The sequence below is a fragment of the Rhodococcus sp. MTM3W5.2 genome (assembly GCF_001984015.1).
In the GTDB taxonomy this organism is placed as follows: domain Bacteria; phylum Actinomycetota; class Actinomycetes; order Mycobacteriales; family Mycobacteriaceae; genus Rhodococcus_G; species Rhodococcus_G oryzae.
Genome location: NZ_CP019572.1, coordinates 2,644,569 through 2,662,702 on the forward strand (window position 1 = coordinate 2,644,569; position 18,134 = coordinate 2,662,702).

An 18,134-nucleotide genomic window follows, 5' to 3' on the forward strand; every position below is an offset into this window, starting at 1 on the left:
TCACGGCCTTCTCCATTCACGTCCGGTGCGACGGAGCATCTCCTGCGCCGACTCCGGACCCCAGGTGCCGGCCTCGTACGGTTCGGGCTTGCCGGACTCGGCCCAGTGCTCGAGCACCGGGTCGAGGATCTTCCAGGACAGCTCGACCTCGGCGTTGACGGGGAACAGCGACGGCTCGCCGAGCAACACGTCGAGGATCAGGCGCTCGTAGGCCTCGGGGGAGGACTCGGTGAACGCCTGGCCGTAGCTGAAGTCCATGTTGACGTCGCGGACCTCCATGGAGGACCCCGGCACCTTGGAACCGAACCGCATCGTCACGCCCTCGTCCGGCTGCACCCGGATCACCAGCGCGTTCTGGCCGAGTTCCTCGGTCATGGTCTTGTCGAACGGCAGGTGTGGCGCCCGCTTGAACACCACCGCGATCTCGGTGACCCTGCGGCCCAACCGCTTTCCGGTGCGGAGATAGAACGGAACGCCCGCCCACCTGCGGGTGTCCACCTCGAGGGTGATCGCGGCGAAGGTCTCCGTGGTGGAGTCCTTCGAGAAGCCCTCCTCGTCGAGCAGGCCGACGACCTTCTGGCCGCCCTGCCATCCGCCCGCGTACTGACCGCGCGCGGTGGTCTCGTCGAGGGGCTCCGCGAGCCTCGTCGCGGAGAGCACCTTGATCTTCTCGGACTGCAGCTCCGAGGGCTCGAAGCTGACGGGTTCCTCCATCGCGGTGAATGCGAGCAGCTGCAGCAGGTGGTTCTGGATGACGTCGCGGGCGGCCCCGATGCCGTCGTAGTACCCGGCCCGGCCGCCGAGGCCGATGTCCTCGGCCATGGTGATCTGCACGTGGTCGACGTAGTGCGCGTTCCAGATCGGGTCGAACAGCTGGTTTGCGAAGCGCAGCGCCAGGATGTTCTGCACCGTCTCCTTGCCGAGGTAGTGATCGATGCGGAACACCGAGTCCTCGGGGAAGACCGTGTTGACGACCGCGTTGAGCTCTTTCGCGCTCTCCAGGTCGTGCCCGAACGGCTTCTCGATGACCACTCGCCGCCACTGGTCCTCGACCGGCTGCGCGAGCCCGGACTTGGACAGCTGCTCGCACACGGTGGGGAACGCGGCGGGCGGGATGGCCAGGTAGAACGCGTGGTTGCCGCCGGTGCCGCGCTCCTCGTCGAGATCACGCAGGGTCTTGGTCAGCTCGACGAACGCGGCATCGTCGTCGAAGCTGCCCTGCACGAACCGGATTCCCTCGGCGAGCCGCTCCCACACCTCCTCGCGGAAGGGGGTGCGGGAGTGCTGCTTGACCGCGTCGTGGACGACCTTGCCGAAGTCCTCTGCCGCCCAGTCCCTTCGGGCGAAGCCGACCAGGGCGAAGCCGGGCGGTAACAGGCCCCGGTTGGCAAGGTCGTACACGGCCGGCATCAGCTTCTTGCGTGCGAGATCGCCGGTGACCCCGAAGATCACCAGTGCGCACGGGCCCGCGATTCGCGGCAGTCGTTTGTCCCTCTCGTCCCGGAGTGGGTTGTCCCACCGCGGCGCGGAGCCCGTGCCCGGCACCGGGTCAGCCCTTGTCGGACGCGGCCGCGAGTTCCCCGGAAATGGCTTCGAGCAGCTCATTCCAGGAGACCTCGAACTTGTCGACTCCTTCGGTTTCCAGCTTCTCGAACACCTCGGGAAGCGAGACGCCGACCGCGGCAAGCGCGTCGAAGACCTGCTGCGAGGCGGCGGCGGTACCGGTGATGGTGTCGCCTGCGATGACGCCGTGATCGGCCACCGCGTCCATCGTCTTCTCCGGCATCGTGTTCACCGTGTTCGGCGCGACCAGCTCCGTGACGTAGAGCGTGTCGGAGTAGTCGGGGTTCTTCACGCCGGTCGAGGCCCACAGCGGACGCTGCACACGGGCGCCCGCGGCCGCCAGCGCCGCGTAGGTGCTGCCGCCCTCGAACACCTCCTGGTATGCCGCGTAGGCGAGGCGCGCGTTCGCGAGCCCGGCCTTGCCGCGCAGGGCCAGCGCCTCCTCGGTGCCGATGGCCTCGAGGCGGGCGTCGATCTCCGAGTCAACGCGGGAGACGAAGAACGAGGCGACCGAGTGGATCTGGGAGAGGTCGTGGCCCGCGGCCTTCGCGGCCTCGAGGCCGGCCAGGTAGGCGTCCATGACGGCCCGATGCCGCTCCACCGAGAAGATCAGCGTGACGTTGACGCTGATGCCCTCCGCGATCACCCGGGTGATCGCGGGCAGCCCGGCCAGGGTGGCCGGGATCTTGATGAGCAGGTTCGGGCGGTCGACGATCTTCCACAGCTCGATCGCCTGCGCGACGGTCGCGTCCGTCTCGTGGGCCAGTCGAGGATCGACCTCGATGGAGACGCGGCCGTCCACGCCCGCGCTGGCCTCGAACTGCGGGGCCAGCACGTCGCAGGCGTCGCGGACGTCGTCGGTGGTCAGCGCGCGGACCGTGTCATCCACGTTCGCGCCTCTGCCTGCGAGCTCCTTGAGCTGGATCGTGTACTCGTGACCCTTGGTGATGGCGCCCTGGAAGATGGTCGGATTGGTGGTGACACCGACGACGCTCTTCTCCCGGACGAGTGCCGCGAGATTGCCGGACTCGAGGCGGCCGCGGGACAGGTCGTCGAGCCACACCGACACCCCGGCCTGCGACAGCGCGGCGAGGTTGGCGTTCTGTACTGAATCGCTCATCGAGATCAACCCTTCACTCGGTCGAGGGTGCGGCGGGCAGCGGCGGTGACGGCCTCGGCCGTGAAACCGAACTCGCGGAACAGCGTCTTGTGGTCGGCGGACGCACCGAAGTGCTCGATCGAGACGGCCTCACCGGCGTCGCCGATGATCCGGTACCACGGCATCGCGATGCCGGCCTCGACGGAGACGCGGGCGCGGACCGCGGGCGGCAGCACCGAATCGCGGTACTCCTGGTCCTGCTCCTGGAACCAGTCAAGGCAGGGGACCGAGACGACCCGGGTGCCGATGCCGTCGGCCTCGAGGGCCTCCCTGGCCTCGACGGCCAGGTACAGCTCGGAGCCGCTGGCCAGCAGGATGACCTCCGGGGTGCCGGTGGAGGCCTCCGCGAGGACGTAGGCGCCGCGCGCCACGCCGTCGACGGATCCGGCCTTGGTGCCCTCGAGCACCGGGATGTCCTGGCGGGTCAGGGCGAGCGCGGTCGGCCCGGTCTTGTTCTCCAGGGCGGTCTTCCACGCGTGCGCCGTCTCGTTGGCGTCACCAGGACGGATCACCGCGAGGTTCGGGATCGCGCGCAGCGCGGCGAGGTGCTCGATCGGCTGGTGGGTCGGGCCGTCCTCGCCGAGTCCGATGGAATCGTGCGTCCAGACGTAGATCGCGGGCGTCTTCATCAGCGCGGCCAGCCGGACGGCCGGACGCATGTAGTCGCTGAACACCATGAAGGTGCCGCCGTACGGGCGGGTCGGGCCGTGCAGCGCGATGCCGTTGAGGATCGAGCCCATCGCGTGCTCGCGGATGCCGAAGTGCAGGGTACGGCCGTACGGCTGCGCGGTCCAGTCCTTCGTCGAGATCGACGCCGGACCAAAGGAATCCGAGCCGTCGATGGTGGTGTTGTTGCTGCCCGCGAGGTCGGCGGAACCGCCCCACAGCTCGGGCAGGATCGGGCCGAGCGCGTTGAGCACCTTGGCGGAGGCCTTGCGGGTGGCGGCGCCCTTGGCGTCGGGCTCCCAGGTCGGCAGCATGTCGGTCCAGCCGGCGGGGAACTCGCCTGCCTGCAGGCGGTCGAAGAGCGCCTTGCGCTCGGGCTCGCGAGCCGCCCAGGCCGCGAACTCGGAATCCCAGGCCGCACGCGCGGCGGCGCCGCGGACCGCGACCTCGCGGGCGTGCGCCAGCGCGGCCGGGTCCACGTCGAACGACTTCTCGGGATCGAAGCCGAGCGCCACCTTGACGCCGGCGACCTCGTCCGCGCCGAGCGCCGCGCCGTGCACGTCGCCGGTGTTCATCTTGGTCGGGGCGGGGTAGCCGATGATGGTGCGCAGCACGATGATCGACGGCTTGTCGGTCACGGCCTGCGCTGCGGCGACGGCGTCGAGCATCGCGGAGACGTTCTCGCCGCCCTCCACGCGCTGCACGTGCCAGCCGTACGCCTCGTAGCGCTTGGCGACGTCCTCGCCGAACGCGATGGCGGTGTCGTGCTCGATGGAGATCTCGTTGTCGTCGTAGAAGACGATCAGGTTGCCGAGCTGCTGGACACCCGCGAGCGAGGAGGCCTCGGAGGTGACACCCTCCTGCAGGTCACCGTCGGAGGCGATGACGTAGATGTTGTGGTCGAACGGGCTGGCGCCCTCGGCGGTGTCCGGGTCGAACAGCCCGCGCTCGCGGCGTGCCGCCATCGCCATGCCGACGGCCGAGGCCAGGCCCTGGCCGAGCGGTCCGGTGGTCATCTCGACGCCAACGGTGTGGCCGTACTCGGGGTGGCCGGGGGTCAGCGAACCCCAGGTACGCAGCGCCTCGATGTCGGAGAGCTCGAGGCCGTAGCCCGACAAGTAGAGCTGCAGGTACAGCGTGAGGCTGCTGTGTCCACAGGAAAGGACGAACCGGTCGCGGCCCACCCATTCGGCGTCCGAGGGGTCGTGGCGCATGACACGCTGGAAGAGCGTGTACGCGAGCGGCGCGAGGCTCATCGCGGTGCCGGGGTGGCCGTTCCCCACCTTCTGCACGGCGTCGGCGGCGAGGACACGGGCGGTGTCCACGGCCTTGGTGTCTAGCTCCGTCCAGTCGGTGGGGTGCACCGGCTGGGTGAGGACGCGGATCTCGTCTGTGATCGACACGAGCAGAAGTCTCCTGACAGTGGGGTACGGCGACGCGGTAACGCCAAGGGTAGTTCCGGGACAACACTAGTGCTCGGGCGCATCCCGGTCGATCGGACGAAGGGCCGTGTCGAGACCGGGCGGTCTGTGCTGGAACCGGCGTAAGTGCGACCTGCGGTTCGGATCTGTTCGCCCTGCCGTCTACCATCTTGTGTAGTAGTGCGAAGTCAGGCGCGCAGCGGTGCGCGACAGGATCAGGTGGTCACTCGCGTGTCGCAAGGAGAAATGGTGCGGATTGTGGAGCATGGCGGACACGGTCTCGCTGGTGGCTCCGAGCCCGCCCAGGTGAAAAGGCCCGATACCCTCTTGGGTCGGGCAATCGGGAAGGTTCTCGCCTACCTCGCCCTGACCAAGCCGCGGGTGATCGAGCTGCTGCTGGTCGCGACGATCCCGGCGATGCTGCTCGCGGATCGCGGCAACGTGAACTTCCCGCTCATCCTGAGCACGCTGTTCGGCGGCTGGATGGGTGCCGCGAGCGCCAACACACTCAACTGTGTGGTCGACGCGGACATCGACAAGGTGATGAAGCGGACCGCTCGCAGGCCGTTGGCCCGCCTGGCGGTGCCGACCTCGCACGCGCTGGTCTTCGGACTGGTCCTCGGCGCCGGCTCCTTCGCCTGGCTGTGGTGGGCGACGAACCTGCTGGCGGCCGTGCTGATCGTGCTCACCATCGCGTTCTACGTGCTCGTGTACACGATGATCCTCAAGCGCCGGACCTGGCAGAACGTGATCTGGGGCGGTGCAGCCGGTTGCATGCCGGTCATGGTCGGGTGGGCCGCGGTCACGGGCTCGATCAGCTGGGAGCCGATCGTGCTGTTCCTGGTCATCTTCTTCTGGACGCCGCCGCACACCTGGGCGCTCGCCATGCGCTACAAGGAGGACTACAAGGCGGCAGGCGTGCCGATGCTCCCGGTCATCGCGACCGAGGAGCGCGTCACCAAGCAGATCCTCGTCTACACCTGGCTGACCGTGCTGACCACGCTGGCCCTGGTTCCCGCGGCAGGCGTCGTCTACGCCGCCATCGCCCTGGTCGCAGGCGCCTGGTTCCTGCTGATGGCGCACCAGCTGTACGCGGGCGTGCGCCGCGGTGAGCCGGTGAAGCCGCTGCGCCTGTTCCTGCAGTCGAACAACTACCTCGCCGTGGTGTTCTGCGGACTCGCGGTGGACTCGGTGCTGGGCATGGACACGATCGGCTCCTTCTTCAGCTGATCGCTGGGGCAGTCGCTTCGTCCCTTCATCCCTCGCGTGTGTCCCTGCACCCGGTGGTGCATCAGGTCCACCAGCTCGCTCGTGCCCGGCACGTAGGTGTACAGGGCCATATCCGTGCGCCCGAGCCGTCCACTCGCCGATCGCATCGACAGGCCTGCCATCCCGTCCTCGTCCGCCATCTCGATCGCGGGTCCGCGACGATTCCGTCCAGGGTCAGCCCTGGCTCGGGTCCGGGTCTCGGGTCGCCGGCGGCGGGCGCCGGCCGCAGCAGCGCGACAGAGCGCGCGGAATCGCCCTGAACTGCAAGTACGCGCACCGGCTGTGTCTCTTTACGGCGTAAGGGATCGTTGCTTTACGTTGTAAGGAGATTGGGGGGCCGCGCGTGTCCAGGCCACACCCCCGCGCGCACACCTTTTGGCAAGAACGCACACACACTGCGGGCACAAAGCGGGTGCGACGTTGTCAAAAGGTGTGCGCCGTCGGCTGGCGCCGACGGCTGGCGCCACCTGAGTGGCGTGGCCGTCCGACTAGGGACCAGCACGATCGAGCCGGTGGTGCGGCGGCCCTGGAGATCGCGGTGCGCCTGCTCGGCCTCGTCGAGCGGGTACTGGGCGCCGACCCGGATCTTCAGGGAGCCGTCCCTGATCGCCTCGAACACCTCGCCGGAGCGCCACAGCAGCTCGTCCCGGTCGCGGGTGTAGTGCGCGAGGGTGGGTCGGGTCAGGAACACAGAGCCTGCCGGGTTGAGCCGCTGCGGATCGAACGGCGGCACCGGCCCGCTGGCCGCCCCGAACAGGGCGAGGGTGCCCCGGATCCGAACCGAGGCGAGGCTGGCCTCGAAGGTGTCGGCGCCGACACCGTCGAACGCCGCCGCGACACCCTCCCCGTCGGTGAGCGCCCGGACCTGCTGCGCGAGGTCGTCGGAATATCGCAGCACCTCCGCAGCGCCCGCCTCCCGGGACAGCAGTTCCTTCTCGTCCGAGGACACGGTGGTGATCACGCGCGCGCCCCTGGCGACCGCGAGCTGCGTCAGCACCAGGCCGACCCCGCCCGCGCCCGCGTGCACGAGCACTGTGTCGCCGGGCTCGACGTAGTAGACCGAGTTCATCAGGTAGTGCGCTGTCATGCCCTGGAGGAGCACGGAGGCGGCCTCGGCGGCGCCGACCCCCTCCGGTACCGGCACCGCCACCGCGGCGGGCACCACGACCCTCTCCGCGTAGCTGCCAGGCGCCGAGGACCACGCCACCCGGTCACCGACGCGGACGCCCGTGACGTCGGAGCCGACCACCTCGACGACGCCGCTGCCCTCGAGTCCCGGGACATACGGCAGGTCCACGGCATAGGCGCCGGTCCGGTAGTAGGTGTCGATGTAGTTCACGCCGATCGCGTCCGTGCGGACCAGCAGGTCCGCGGCACCCGGTACCGGGTCGGGGAGCTCGGACATTCGGAGTACCTCGGGGCCGCCGAACTCGGTCACGGTGATTGCGCGCATGACCCTATTTCTACTCTCCAGTATTCTGACGCCATGACTGTGGACACCCAGGACTCCGGCGCGAGCGCCCCCGCCGTATCGCTCCCCCGCGGACCGTCGCCGCGGTGAAGAAGTTCGTTGCCGAGCACGGCGGTTCGGCCTCGGCGGTGATCCAGCCGGTTGGTCTCGACGGCGTCCGGATCACTCTCGTCGGCGCCGACGGCGTCCTCGGCGATCAGGTCGTCGACGACCTCGCGACGGCGAACGCCGTGGTGGCCGCGGTCGACAACGTCACCGTCTCCGAGTGGGAGCGCGCCATCACCAGCATCGTCACCCCGCGTGTCGGTCACTGGCGGAAGATGGCCGGCTGGGTGGCGAACCAGACCCGCTTCCCGAAGGCGCGGAACGGTCTCGGCTGAGCAGGACCGTCGACGAATGCGGGCCCCGGTCATGGACCGGGGCCCGCATTCGTCGAGGACCGCAATGGGCAGACCTACGCAGGTCGAGGTGTGTTTCTCTCCCCGTGCCGAATCAGGGAACGAAGAAGGTCCCGAAGCCTGGTGACGCGATCGCCTGTGGGTCGACCAGCGCAACTACCTGACCAGCGCCCGGATGGATGGTCACGGGCGCAGCGTTCAAGGTCGGAAACGACGCGGACCCTGATGCGCCGGTGGCGAGACTGACCCAGTGGACAACCGCACTGTGTGGGTTTCCGCTTTCGGGAGTTCTGAGCACACTCAGGGTAGCGACGCCCGGTTCTTCGCCCACGGTCGCGGCGAGCCTGGGAGTGGGTAGCTCGATCAGCGGGATAAAGGGATCGACCTGGAACGGAATGGTGCTCGGCGCAGCTGCCGCGGGACCCACCGCCAGTAGACCGACGGTCGAGAAGGACAGGGCTGCGGCGATGGCGACACGCTTGGCTGTTCTGGATCGGGTCATGCGGATTCACGGTACCCGCGCTACACCAGATCTATCGTTTCTTCGGCCGTGATCACCGGATTCTCGACTTCATGGGCTCCCGCTCGGCCGGGGCGACCTCGCGAACCCGACCGGCGGCGTACAGCGCGGCCGTCGCGGCCGTGCAGGCGCCAGCGAGCGCGACGTGCACCGTCACCAGGACGGCGGGCACATGGGTCCAGAACTGGACAAGGCCGACGCAGGCCTGCGCGACCACGACGCCGACGACGACCTTGAGTCGAAGGGTCACCGCGGCTCTGGCGCCGACCGCGTACAGCCCGAAGCCCAGACCCACCAGCAGTGCGAGGTAGGCGACCAACAGCTCGGCGTGCAGGTGCACCAGGTTGGTGATGTCGAGGTTCAGGCGCTCGACCGTGCGCTCGGGGTTCTTGTCGCCCGCGTGCGGTCCTGCGCCCGTCACCATGGTGCCCGCGACCAGCGTCCCGGCCAGCGCGACGCCGGACAGCGCGGTCAGCCAGCGCAGCTGCTTCGGCACGGTGATGACCTCGACGCCGTCGTCTGGCTGGTCGATCTTGTGGTACAGGATCACCGACAGCCACACCATCGCCATCGACACCAGCAGGTGCACCGCGACGGTCCACCAGAGCAGTCCGGTGAGTACGGTGATGCCGCCGATCACCGCCTGCGCGACGGTCGAGAGCGGCATCAGCCAGGCGTAGGCGAGCACCTCGCGGCGGCGGGCGGCGCGGGTCACCGCGAGCACGACGGCCGCGGCGGTCGCCACGACCAGGAACGTCAGCAGCCGGTTGCCGAACTCGATGGCCTGGTGGAACCACGGCGCGGTCGCGGTCCCGGTGGGCACGAAGCTGCCCGGGTGGCACTGCGGCCAGGTGGTGCAGCCGAGGCCCGACGCGGTCACCCGGACCACGGCGCCGGTCACGGCGATACCGCCCTGGGTCAGGATCACCGCGACGGCGATCCATTTCTGCACCGCCAAAGAGGGGAGCGGCAGACGGTTGACCAGGCTCAGGAACCCTCGATACAGCACGCCCCCGATGGTAGATGCCCGTCAACTACAGAGCGTCGTTGGGGCTGGCCGCGGCCCGGGACCTCAGCTGCCGGAGCTCCCCGCACTGCCGAGGCTGCCGGAACCGTTCGCACCGACCTTGAGGATGCCGGTGATGGTGCCCTGCAGGTAGTCGCCCTGCCCGGTGATCAGCGCCGACATCTGCAGGGTGTCGTTCGCCGTGGTGCCGGGGAGCCCGGTGCGCTTGAGGATCGAGCCGGTGTTCGGGTCGATGGCGGCGAACGCGTAGCCGTCGAGGGGGCCGCCTGTGCCGTCCCGCAGCACCGTGTAGAGGTGGCCGTCCGCGGTCGACAGGTGCGGCACCGCGGAGCTGCGCAGCGCGTTGTCCCACACCTGATGGCAGCCGGCCCCGTCGAGGTCGACTCGGGTCATGCCGCCTGCGAACGGGGCGGTCGCGGGCACGGCCGGTCCGGCGCCCTCGGGCACCTTCGGGTACGGGTAGCCGTAGGTGCCCGCGATGAACACCGAGTTGCCCACGCCGATCGGGGAGTTCTCGCTGCCGGGTCCGCCCGCGCCGAGCACCGGGATCTTGCAGACCTCCTGCCCGGTGTCCGTGCGGTGCACCAGCAGGTTCACCTTGGTGTCGGCGCTGTCCACGATCGCGACGTAGTCGTAGCCGTTGGTGGGACCGAAATAGGTGGGGGTGGATCCGGTGCCCCAGCTCAGCTGCCCGGGCTTGCGGGCCGACCCCCGGTCGTACGCGCGCCGCCAATCGATCTTCGGGGTGCCGTCCGCGGCGAGGCTCAGCTGGTACAGGGCGTGGGTGGTGGCCACCGAGGTGCCTGCAGGGGAGGTGGAGATGCTGTTCTGCACCTGCTCGCCTGCCGGGACCGCGACGGTCTTGGCGACGCCCGCCGTATCGACGGAGCCGATCACCCCACCGCCGGTAGCGAACCAGACGTTGCCCTGCCAGTCCGGCGCGAGGCCCGTCACCGCGTCGCCGTCGGGGATGGCCCCGGACAGGTCGACGGTCGAGTCGATGAACAGCGTGTTGTTCGTGTGGCCGACCCGCCGGAGCTTGCGTTCGCCGTCGACGGCGACGAGCCGGTTCTGGTTGTCCAGGAATGCGTACACCCCGCCGAGCAGGCTGCCCTTGGCCAGCTTGAGCTGGGCGAGCGATCCACCCACCGGCACGGCCGGTGCGGCCGGATCGATCAGGTGCACGGTCGGGTCCTGGCCGAGCACCGAGGTGCACAGCGCGACCACCAGTCCGTCGGAGCCCTGCAGCACGGTCGGGCACGCGGCCAGGAGCGGGTACGAGGTCACGCCGACGGCTCCGGCGCCGGGGCCGGCCAGGGGCGTCGCGTCCGAGGACCCGGCGTCGCCGTGCATCGTCGAGGTGCCCATCGGCCCGAGGAACGGGTTCGGCGGTGCGAGCGGGCCCCATGTGGGCTGGGCGGAGGCGAGTCCACCGCCGAGGGTGATCGCGGAGACGGCGGCCATGCAGGCGAGGGCGCGGAGTGTTTTCGGCACGGCTTCGCATATTGCCGCCTCCGCGCGGAAATGAATACGTTTTGGAACGATCCGTATCAGGTGAATTTGAAGTATCGGGTCGCCAGCCATGCGGCGACCGAACCCCACACCACGAGCACCGCGACCGCGAACAGGTCGAGCGAGCCGCCGATCGCCTGTTGCAGGGCCTCGGCGAGGGCTCCGGACGGGATCAGCCGGGCGGCCGTGTGCAGCGGTCCGGGGATGTCGTCGGAGAACACGACGGAGCCGATGCCTGCCATCACGAACCAGAGGACGTTCGCAAGCGCGAGCACGATCTCGGCCCGCAGGGTGCCGCCGAGCAGCAGTCCGAGCGAGGCGAACGTGACGGTCCCGAGTGCGATGATCAGCGCGCCCAGCAGCAGGCCGGTCGGTTCGGGTCGCCAGCCGAGCGCGAAGGCGATGCCGCCAAGGAGGAGCGATTGCATGGCGACCACGATGATGACCGCGGCGCTCTTGCCCACGATGATTCCCCAGCGCGGCAAGGGGGTCGCGCCGAGCCGCTTGAGCGCGCCGTAGCGCCGATCGAAACCGACGGCGATGGCCTGTCCGGTGAACGCGGTGGACATGATCGCCACCATCATCACGGCGGGCAGGACGGTGTCGACCCTGGGGTCGCCGAGGTCGCCGATCGGGAGCAGGCACAGCCCGATCAGGAGGGTGATCGGGATGAACATGGTGAGCAGCAGTTGCTCACCGTTGCGCAGCAGCAGGGTCAGCTCGAGCCGGGTCTGGGCCGCCAGCATGGGCAGTGCGGCGCTGGGCCTGGGATCGGGGGTGAAGGTCCCCGTCTCGAACCTGTTGTCGGCGAGCCGGTCTTGCACGTTCATCCCCTCAGATCCCGTCCGGTGAGGTCGAGGAAGACGTCCTCGAGCCTGCGCTGATCGACCCGCAGTTCGGTGGCGAGCACATCGAGCTCGGCGCACCACGCGGTCACCGTCGCCAGCACCTTCGGGTCGACGATGCCCTCGACCAGATACGACCCGGGGGAGACCTCCCGTGGGGTGAATCCGGCGGGCAGGGCGGCGCGCAGCCCGCTCAGGTCCAGGTTCTCGGGCGCGAGGAACCGGAGCTGTCCGGCCGAACCGTGTCGCGTCAGTTCCGTCGGCGTGCCCTCGGCGACGATCCGGCCGTGGTCGATGATGATCAGGCGGTCCGCCAGGGCCTCCGCCTCGTCCATTAGGTGCGTGGTCAGCAGCACCGCGACGCCGTCGCGGCGCAGCGCGTCGATGAGCTCCCAGACCAGGAGCCTGGCCTGGGCATCGAGACCCGCGGTCGGTTCGTCGAGGAACACCAGCTCGGGCCGTCCGACGAGCGCGCAGGCCAGCGCGAGGCGCTGCTGCTGTCCACCGGAGAGCCGGCGGTAGGGGGTCCGGGCGGCGTCGGTGAGGCCGAGGGTTCGCAGCAGCCACGCCGGGTCCAGCGGATCGGCCGAGTACGCCGCCACCAGGTCCAGCATCTCGCCTGCGCGGGACCCCGGGTAGGCGCCGCCGCCCTGCAGCATGACGCCGACGCGCGCCCGGACCGCTCCGGAATCGGCGATCGGGTCGAGGCCGAACACGCGCACTGTGCCGCTGTCGGGGCTCAGGAAGCCCTCGCACATCTCCACGGTCGTGGTCTTGCCTGCGCCGTTGGGACCGAGCAGTGCCAGCACCTCGCCGCGGTGCAGGGACAGATCGAGGCCGTCGACTGCGGTGACGCTGCCGAAGGACTTGACCACGCCGTCGAGCCGAAGAACCGGATGCGCCGTGTCGGACGCGGAAGAGCTCACGGGGCCTCAGCGTATTCGGCGGTCGATCCGCGGCCGTTCGGTGCCCCGGTCCCGGCCCGCCACGGCAGCCGGTCTCGGGTGAGGAACATCGCCAGTCCCACCACGAGGATGGTGGCGACGGCGGCCTGGACGATCATGAACGGCTGGTACTCGCCGCCGTTGGGCATCACGATCAGACTCACCGCCGAGGAGAAGACGATCGCCGGGATGCGGAAGACCGGCCGGGTCGCCCACGCGGCCAGCGGGATGACCGCCCACAGCAGGTACCAGGGCTGGACCACGGGGAAGAGCAGCACCAGGACGCCGAGGGAGACGCCGAGCGCGCCAACCGGGTGCACCCGCCCGACGAGCACGGCGACCAGCATGCGCAGCGCGACGAAGGCCGCGGCGAGGGAGGCGATCGGCCGGGTCAGGTTGAGGACGGCGGTGGTGTGGTCACCCAGCCCGAGGAACACGCCCGCCAGGCCGGTGCCGAGGCCGAGCAGTGTCGGCAGCGACATCCAGCTGCGCACCTCGTTCGCGGTGCCGAGGGTGTCCGGGGAGAGCCAGCCGAACCCGAGGCCGCTGGCCAGGCTCACCACCAGGATGACCACCGCGGTCACCGCCATCAGCAGTCCGGCGGCCGCCAGTACGGATCGGACGGTGCCACCCCAGCGCCGCGCCAACGCCATGCCGATGAACCCGAGCGCCAGCAGGGACGGGATCTTGACCGTCGCCGACAGCGCTATCAGGCCGGACCCGGCCAGCAGATACGCCAGGTTCCTGCCGCCCGCGGTCGCGCCGCGGATGTCGAACCGGATCGGGTCGGCGCTCTCGACGGCGCGCAGCGCGAGTTCCATGCCCGCCAGCATCAGGCCGAGCATCAGCGCCTCGTTGTGGATCCCCGCGACCAGGTGGAACAGCAGCAGCGGGTTGGCGGCGCCGAGCCAGAGCGCGGTGACGCTGGCGACGCCGCATCGACGCGCCAGCCGGGGGAGTGCCCAGACGATCAGCGCGACGCCCGCGAGCGCGAGCAGCCGGTGCAGGAAGATACCTGCGACGATGTTCTCGCCGGTGACCGCGGAGATGCCGCGACCGATCCACAGGAAGAACGGCCCGTACGGCGCGGGGGTGTCGCGCCAGATGGTCGGCACGGTCCTGGTCAGCACATGGTCGACGCCGAGGGCCTGGGCGGGCCCGATCGCGTACGGGTCCAGTCCGCGCGCGGTGATCTCGCTCTGTGCCAGGTACGAGTAGACGTCCTTGCTGAACATCGGGGGTGCGATCGTCAGCGGGATCACCCACAGCAGCAGGGTGCGGTCCAGCTGGGAGCGGGTCAGCCGCCGGGGCGCGGCGCCCTCTCCGCGGTAGCGGCCGATCGCGAACCGGCCGAGCAGCAGCCAGGCCAGCACCACCATCACGCTGCCGGTCATCGTCAGCGTGAGCGCGGTCGCGCCGAGGCGCGCAGGCAGCCCGAGGATCCGCAGGCCCTGCACCGGGTTCTGCAGCACCGGCTGCGCGCCCGCCCCGAGCGCGCCGATCGCCATCAGCACGGCCCCGGTCGCGCCGAAGCGCCTGATCCCCTTGAGCTGACCGGTCTCGCGCTTGTTGAGCCCTGGGGCCTCCGCCTCGTCGCCGTGCAGGCTCGAGACCTCGAAGCCGTGGTGGGGGCCGTCGATTCCCAGCCCCCGCTTGGCGAGGGTCACCGCCCGTTCGCGGAATCTGGTCGCCGGGCCGGCGCTGGGGTGTCACCGGAGTCCGGTGCGTCGTCGGTCTGCGGCACATGGGGCAGCGTAGCGGTGTAATACAGGGCACCCTTGGTGGACCAGCTCCGATAATTCCGTCACACTTGTGTTGTGAAATCGGCACCGGCTCGGGACGCGCGGAGTGAAGGCGCAGGTCATGCACCTGTTTCGCCTGCGCTCAGTGGTGCCCCGACCGCGACCGTGGTGAGCCACGACGGGCACACCAGGGCCGCCGTGGTCCAGCTTCTCCTCGAGCAGGGCCCGATCACGGCACCCGAGATCGGCGCGAAGCTCGGTCTGAGCGCCGCGGGTGTCCGACGTCACCTCGAGGCGCTGATCGACGCGGGCGAGGCGCGATCCTCGAACGCCGCGAGCTGGCAGCACAAGGGCCGCGGTCGCCCGGCGAAGCAGTTCCAGCTGACCGCCGCGGGCCGTTCTCGTCTCGGTCACTCCTACGACGATCTCGCCGGTGCGGCCATGCGGCACCTCCGCGAGGTCGGCGGTGAGGAGGCGATCGTGGAGTTCGCGCGCCGCCGGGTCCAGACGATCGTCGCCGACATCGATCCCGTCGCCCCGCACACCCCCGGCGAGGTGGCCGACACCGCCGACGCCATCGCGGATGCGTTCACCTCGGCGGGCTTCGCGGCCACCACCCGGCCCGTGGGCAACGGCGTCCAGATCTGCCAGCACCACTGCCCGGTCTCGCACGTCGCCTCGGAGTTCCCCGAGCTGTGCGAGGCGGAGACGCAAGCCTTCGCCGAATTGCTCGGCACCCACGTGCAGCGCCTGGCGACCATCGCCAACGGCGACTGCGCCTGCACCACCCACATACCGATCGCTCCACCAGACGAGCCCAGCTCGTCGTCAGACGCATCCCCGAAGTAAGCACCACCCACGCCGATGCCCAGCCCGCACCGGTACGCAACAAGACTCCGGAAGGAGCTCGCATGACAGTCACCCAAGATCAGGCAGCCGGCAGCACGGAGAAGTCGCCTGCACTGACGCAGGACGAGGCCATCGCCTCGCTCGGTCATTACGGCTACGGCTGGTCTGATTCCGACGTGGCAGGCGCCAGCGCGCAGCGCGGGCTGTCCGAGGCCGTCGTGCGGGACATCTCCGCGAAGAAGAGTGAGCCCGAGTGGATGCTCGACATCCGGCTCAAGGCGCTCAAGACCTTCGACAAGAAGCCGATGCCGCACTGGGGCTCCAACCTCGAGGGCATCCACTTCGACAACATCAAGTACTTCGTGCGCTCGAGCGAGAAGCAGGCCGAGTCCTGGGAGGACCTGCCCGAGGACATCAAGAACACCTACGACAGGCTCGGCATCCCGGAGGCGGAGAAGCAGCGCCTGGTCGCCGGTGTCGCCGCGCAGTACGAGTCCGAGGTCGTCTACCACTCGATCCGTGAGGATCTCGAGAAGCAGGGCGTGATCTTCCTCGACACGGACACCGGGCTCAAGCAGCACCCGGAGCTGTTCAAGGAGTACTTCGGCTCCGTGATCCCCGCGGGCGACAACAAGTTCTCCGCGCTGAACACCGCGGTCTGGTCGGGCGGCTCGTTCATCTACGTGCCGCCGGGCGTGCACGTGGACATCCCGCTGCAGGCCTACTTCCGGATCAACACCGAGAACATGGGCCAGTTCGAGCGCACCCTGATCATCGTCGACGAGGGCGCCTCGGTGCACTACGTCGAGGGCTGCACCGCGCCGATCTACAAGTCCGACTCGCTGCACTCCGCGGTCGTCGAGATCATCGTGAAGAAGGGCGGCCACTGCCGCTACACGACCATCCAGAACTGGTCGAACAACGTGTACAACCTGGTGACCAAGCGCACCAAGGTGGACGCGGGCGGCTCGATGGAGTGGGTCGACGGCAACATCGGATCCAAGGTCACCATGAAGTACCCGGCCGTGTGGATGATGGGCGAGCACGCTCGCGGCGAGGTCCTCTCTGTCGCGTTCGCGGGCGAGGGCCAGCACCAGGACACCGGTGCGAAGATGCTGCACCTGGCGCCGTACACCTCCTCGACCATCGTCAGCAAGTCGGTGGCCCGCGGCGGCGGACGCGCCTCCTACCGCGGCCTGGTCCAGGTCAACAAGGGTGCGCACGGCTCGAAGTCGACCGTGAAGTGTGACGCCCTGCTGGTCGACCAGATCAGCCGTTCCGACACCTACCCCTACGTGGACATCCGCGAGGACGACGTGTCGATGGGTCACGAGGCGACCGTCTCGAAGGTCAGCGAAGACCAGTTGTTCTACCTGATGAGCCGCGGCCTCACCGAGGACGAGGCAATGGCCATGGTGGTGCGCGGGTTCGTCGAGCCCATCGCCAAGGAGCTGCCGATGGAATACGCCCTCGAGCTCAACCGCCTGATCGAACTGCAGATGGAAGGGGCCGTGGGTTAGTGGCCAACGCAAACGAGGCGACGACCGGGGTCAAGGCCGCCGTCGCCGGTGAGAACATCGTGCCCGCCACCAACAAGGGCGAGGTGTTCACCTCATACGACGTCAACGCTTTCGAGGTCCCCGCGGGACGCGACGAGGCGTGGCGCTTCACGCCGCTGCGCAGGCTGCGCGGCCTGCACGACGGCACCGCGGTCCGCTCCGGCGCCGCGACCGTCGAGGTCCAGGCGGTCGAGGGTGTCAGCGTCGAGACCGTCGGCCGTGACGATGCCCGTCTCGGTCAGGCCGGTGTTCCCGCCGACCGCATCGCCGCGCAGGCGTACTCCGGCTTCGAGTCGGCCACGGTGATCACCGTGGCCAAGGAGCACGAGGTCGCCGACGCCGTCAACATCGTGGTGACCGGGCCCGGCGTGGACAAGGTGGCCTACGGCCACATCCAGGTTCGGCTCGAGGCCTTCGCGAAGGCCACCGTGGTCCTCGACCAGCGCGGCAGTGGCACCTACGCGGAGAACGTCGAGTTCATCGTCGGCGACAGCGCCAAGCTGACCGTGGTCGCGGTGCAGGACTGGGCCGATGACGCAGTGCACGTCGCGGCGCACCACTCGCGGCTCAGCCGCGACGCCGTCCTCCGGTACACCTCGGTGAGCCTGGGCGGCGACCTGGTGCGGCTGACCCCGACCGTGAAGTACGACGGGCCCGGCGGCGACGCCGAGCTGCTCGGCCTGTACTTCGCCGACGCGGGCCAGTTCTTCGAGCAGCGCCTGCTGGTGGATCACTCGCAGCCGCACTGCAAGTCGAATGTCGTCTACAAGGGCGCGCTGCAGGGCGATCCGCACTCCGGCAAGCCGGATGCGCACACCGTCTGGGTGGGCGACGTGCTGATCCGCGCAGCGGCCGAGGGCACCGACACCTTCGAGCTCAACCGGAACCTGGTGCTCACCGACGGCGCTCGCGCCGACTCGGTACCGAACCTCGAGATCGAGACCGGCGAGATCGTCGGCGCGGGGCACGCAAGCGCCACCGGTCGATTCGACGACGAGCAGCTGTTCTACCTGCGTTCGCGGGGCATCCCGGAGGACCAGGCCCGTCGCCTGGTGGTCCGCGGGTTCTTCCACGAGATCATCAACCGCATTGCCGTCCCGGAGGTGCGCGAGCGCCTCGAAGCAGCCATCGAGGTCGAGCTCGCCGCGGTCGGCGTCTGAGATCGCCGACACCACACTTCTCTAAGGAA

14 protein-coding genes and 1 pseudogene are annotated in these 18,134 nt (G+C 69.4%); 5 read left to right on the forward strand and 10 right to left on the reverse strand.

Features of this window, described 5'->3' with window-relative positions; all coding sequences use genetic code 11:
• From zwf to tkt, 3 genes are read right to left on the reverse strand one after another with little or no spacing between them, the layout of a single operon-like run.
• Nucleotides 1–1,605, reverse strand: a complete 1,605-nt coding sequence (zwf, locus tag BTZ20_RS12195; protein ID WP_411269127.1) for a glucose-6-phosphate dehydrogenase — start codon at nucleotides 1,603–1,605, stop codon at nucleotides 1–3.
• Nucleotides 1,550–2,683, reverse strand: coding sequence for a transaldolase (gene tal / locus BTZ20_RS12200; protein ID WP_077043662.1), 1,134 nt, complete (start codon nucleotides 2,681–2,683; stop codon nucleotides 1,550–1,552). Before tal ends, zwf begins: the two co-directional genes overlap by 56 nt.
• Before the next feature lie 5 nt (nucleotides 2,684–2,688).
• Entirely contained in the window at nucleotides 2,689–4,791 is a 2,103-nt protein-coding gene (tkt, locus tag BTZ20_RS12205) for a transketolase (protein ID WP_077041536.1), read from the reverse strand.
• A 264-nt stretch (nucleotides 4,792–5,055) separates the two neighbouring features.
• Between tkt and BTZ20_RS12210 the strand changes: the two genes are divergently transcribed.
• Complete coding sequence (locus tag BTZ20_RS12210) at nucleotides 5,056–6,039, forward strand: heme o synthase (protein WP_077041537.1); 984 nt, start codon at nucleotides 5,056–5,058, stop codon at nucleotides 6,037–6,039.
• Between the two features lie 529 nt (nucleotides 6,040–6,568).
• Here the strand turns inward: BTZ20_RS12210 and BTZ20_RS12215 are convergent.
• Nucleotides 6,569–7,531 (reverse strand): annotated as a pseudogene (locus BTZ20_RS12215) (quinone oxidoreductase family protein); the annotation flags it as partial.
• Between the two features lie 104 nt (nucleotides 7,532–7,635).
• Between BTZ20_RS12215 and BTZ20_RS12220 the strand changes: the two are divergent.
• Nucleotides 7,636–7,929, forward strand: a complete 294-nt coding sequence (locus tag BTZ20_RS12220) for a hypothetical protein (protein WP_411269128.1) — start codon at nucleotides 7,636–7,638, stop codon at nucleotides 7,927–7,929.
• Between the two features lie 112 nt (nucleotides 7,930–8,041).
• Here BTZ20_RS12220 and BTZ20_RS12225 read toward each other — a convergent pair whose 3' ends face one another.
• The 6 genes from BTZ20_RS12225 to mptB form a co-directional block, all read right to left on the reverse strand.
• Nucleotides 8,042–8,449, reverse strand: a complete 408-nt coding sequence (locus BTZ20_RS12225) for a hypothetical protein (RefSeq protein ID WP_077041539.1) — start codon at nucleotides 8,447–8,449, stop codon at nucleotides 8,042–8,044.
• Between the two features lie 52 nt (nucleotides 8,450–8,501).
• Nucleotides 8,502–9,476, reverse strand: coding sequence for a COX15/CtaA family protein (locus BTZ20_RS12230; RefSeq protein WP_077041540.1), 975 nt, complete (start codon nucleotides 9,474–9,476; stop codon nucleotides 8,502–8,504).
• Nucleotides 9,477–9,539: 63 nt separating this feature from the next.
• A complete protein-coding gene (locus BTZ20_RS12235; RefSeq protein WP_077041541.1) occupies nucleotides 9,540–10,958 on the reverse strand; it encodes a hypothetical protein in 1,419 nt (472 codons plus the stop codon).
• Nucleotides 10,959–11,044: 86 nt separating this feature from the next.
• Nucleotides 11,045–11,836 carry an ABC transporter permease gene (locus tag BTZ20_RS12240; RefSeq protein WP_077041542.1) on the reverse strand — a complete coding sequence of 264 codons (792 nt, stop codon included), beginning with the start codon at nucleotides 11,834–11,836 and terminating at the stop codon, nucleotides 11,045–11,047.
• The gene (locus tag BTZ20_RS12245) at nucleotides 11,833–12,777 is read right to left on the reverse strand and encodes an ABC transporter ATP-binding protein (protein WP_077041543.1); all 945 of its coding nucleotides are present in this window, start codon (nucleotides 12,775–12,777) and stop codon (nucleotides 11,833–11,835) included. The genes BTZ20_RS12240 and BTZ20_RS12245 overlap by 4 nt, the downstream gene beginning before the upstream one ends.
• Nucleotides 12,774–14,462 carry a polyprenol phosphomannose-dependent alpha 1,6 mannosyltransferase MptB gene (gene mptB / locus BTZ20_RS12250; protein ID WP_145982279.1) on the reverse strand — a complete coding sequence of 563 codons (1,689 nt, stop codon included), beginning with the start codon at nucleotides 14,460–14,462 and terminating at the stop codon, nucleotides 12,774–12,776. Before mptB ends, BTZ20_RS12245 begins: the two co-directional genes overlap by 4 nt.
• A gap of 243 nt (nucleotides 14,463–14,705) precedes the next feature.
• Between mptB and BTZ20_RS12255 the strand changes: the two genes are divergently transcribed.
• The 3 genes from BTZ20_RS12255 (at nucleotide 14,706) to sufD (ending at nucleotide 18,105) form a co-directional block, all read left to right on the forward strand.
• The gene (locus BTZ20_RS12255; RefSeq protein WP_223263738.1) at nucleotides 14,706–15,386 is read left to right on the forward strand and encodes a helix-turn-helix transcriptional regulator; all 681 of its coding nucleotides are present in this window, start codon (nucleotides 14,706–14,708) and stop codon (nucleotides 15,384–15,386) included.
• A 62-nt stretch (nucleotides 15,387–15,448) separates the two neighbouring features.
• A complete protein-coding gene (sufB, locus tag BTZ20_RS12260; protein ID WP_077041545.1) occupies nucleotides 15,449–16,906 on the forward strand; it encodes a Fe-S cluster assembly protein SufB in 1,458 nt (485 codons plus the stop codon).
• A complete protein-coding gene (sufD, locus tag BTZ20_RS12265) occupies nucleotides 16,906–18,105 on the forward strand; it encodes a Fe-S cluster assembly protein SufD (protein ID WP_077041546.1) in 1,200 nt (399 codons plus the stop codon). Before sufB ends, sufD begins: the two co-directional genes overlap by 1 nt.
• Nucleotides 18,106–18,134: the final 29 nt, after the last annotated feature.

Coding starts and splice junctions, on each gene's coding strand:
- zwf (WP_411269127.1), bottom strand. CDS start 1,605: ATGAGCTGCTCGAAGCCATTTCCGGGGAACTCGCGGCCGCGTCCGACA.
- tal (WP_077043662.1), bottom strand. CDS start 2,683: ATGAGCGATTCAGTACAGAACGCCAACCTCGCCGCGCTGTCGCAGGCC.
- BTZ20_RS12210 (WP_077041537.1), top strand. CDS start 5,056: ATGGTGCGGATTGTGGAGCATGGCGGACACGGTCTCGCTGGTGGCTCC.
- BTZ20_RS12225 (WP_077041539.1), bottom strand. CDS start 8,449: ATGACCCGATCCAGAACAGCCAAGCGTGTCGCCATCGCCGCAGCCCTG.
- BTZ20_RS12235 (WP_077041541.1), bottom strand. CDS start 10,958: ATGGCCGCCGTCTCCGCGATCACCCTCGGCGGTGGACTCGCCTCCGCC.
- BTZ20_RS12240 (WP_077041542.1), bottom strand. CDS start 11,836: ATGAACGTGCAAGACCGGCTCGCCGACAACAGGTTCGAGACGGGGACC.
- sufB (WP_077041545.1), top strand. CDS start 15,449: ATGACAGTCACCCAAGATCAGGCAGCCGGCAGCACGGAGAAGTCGCCT.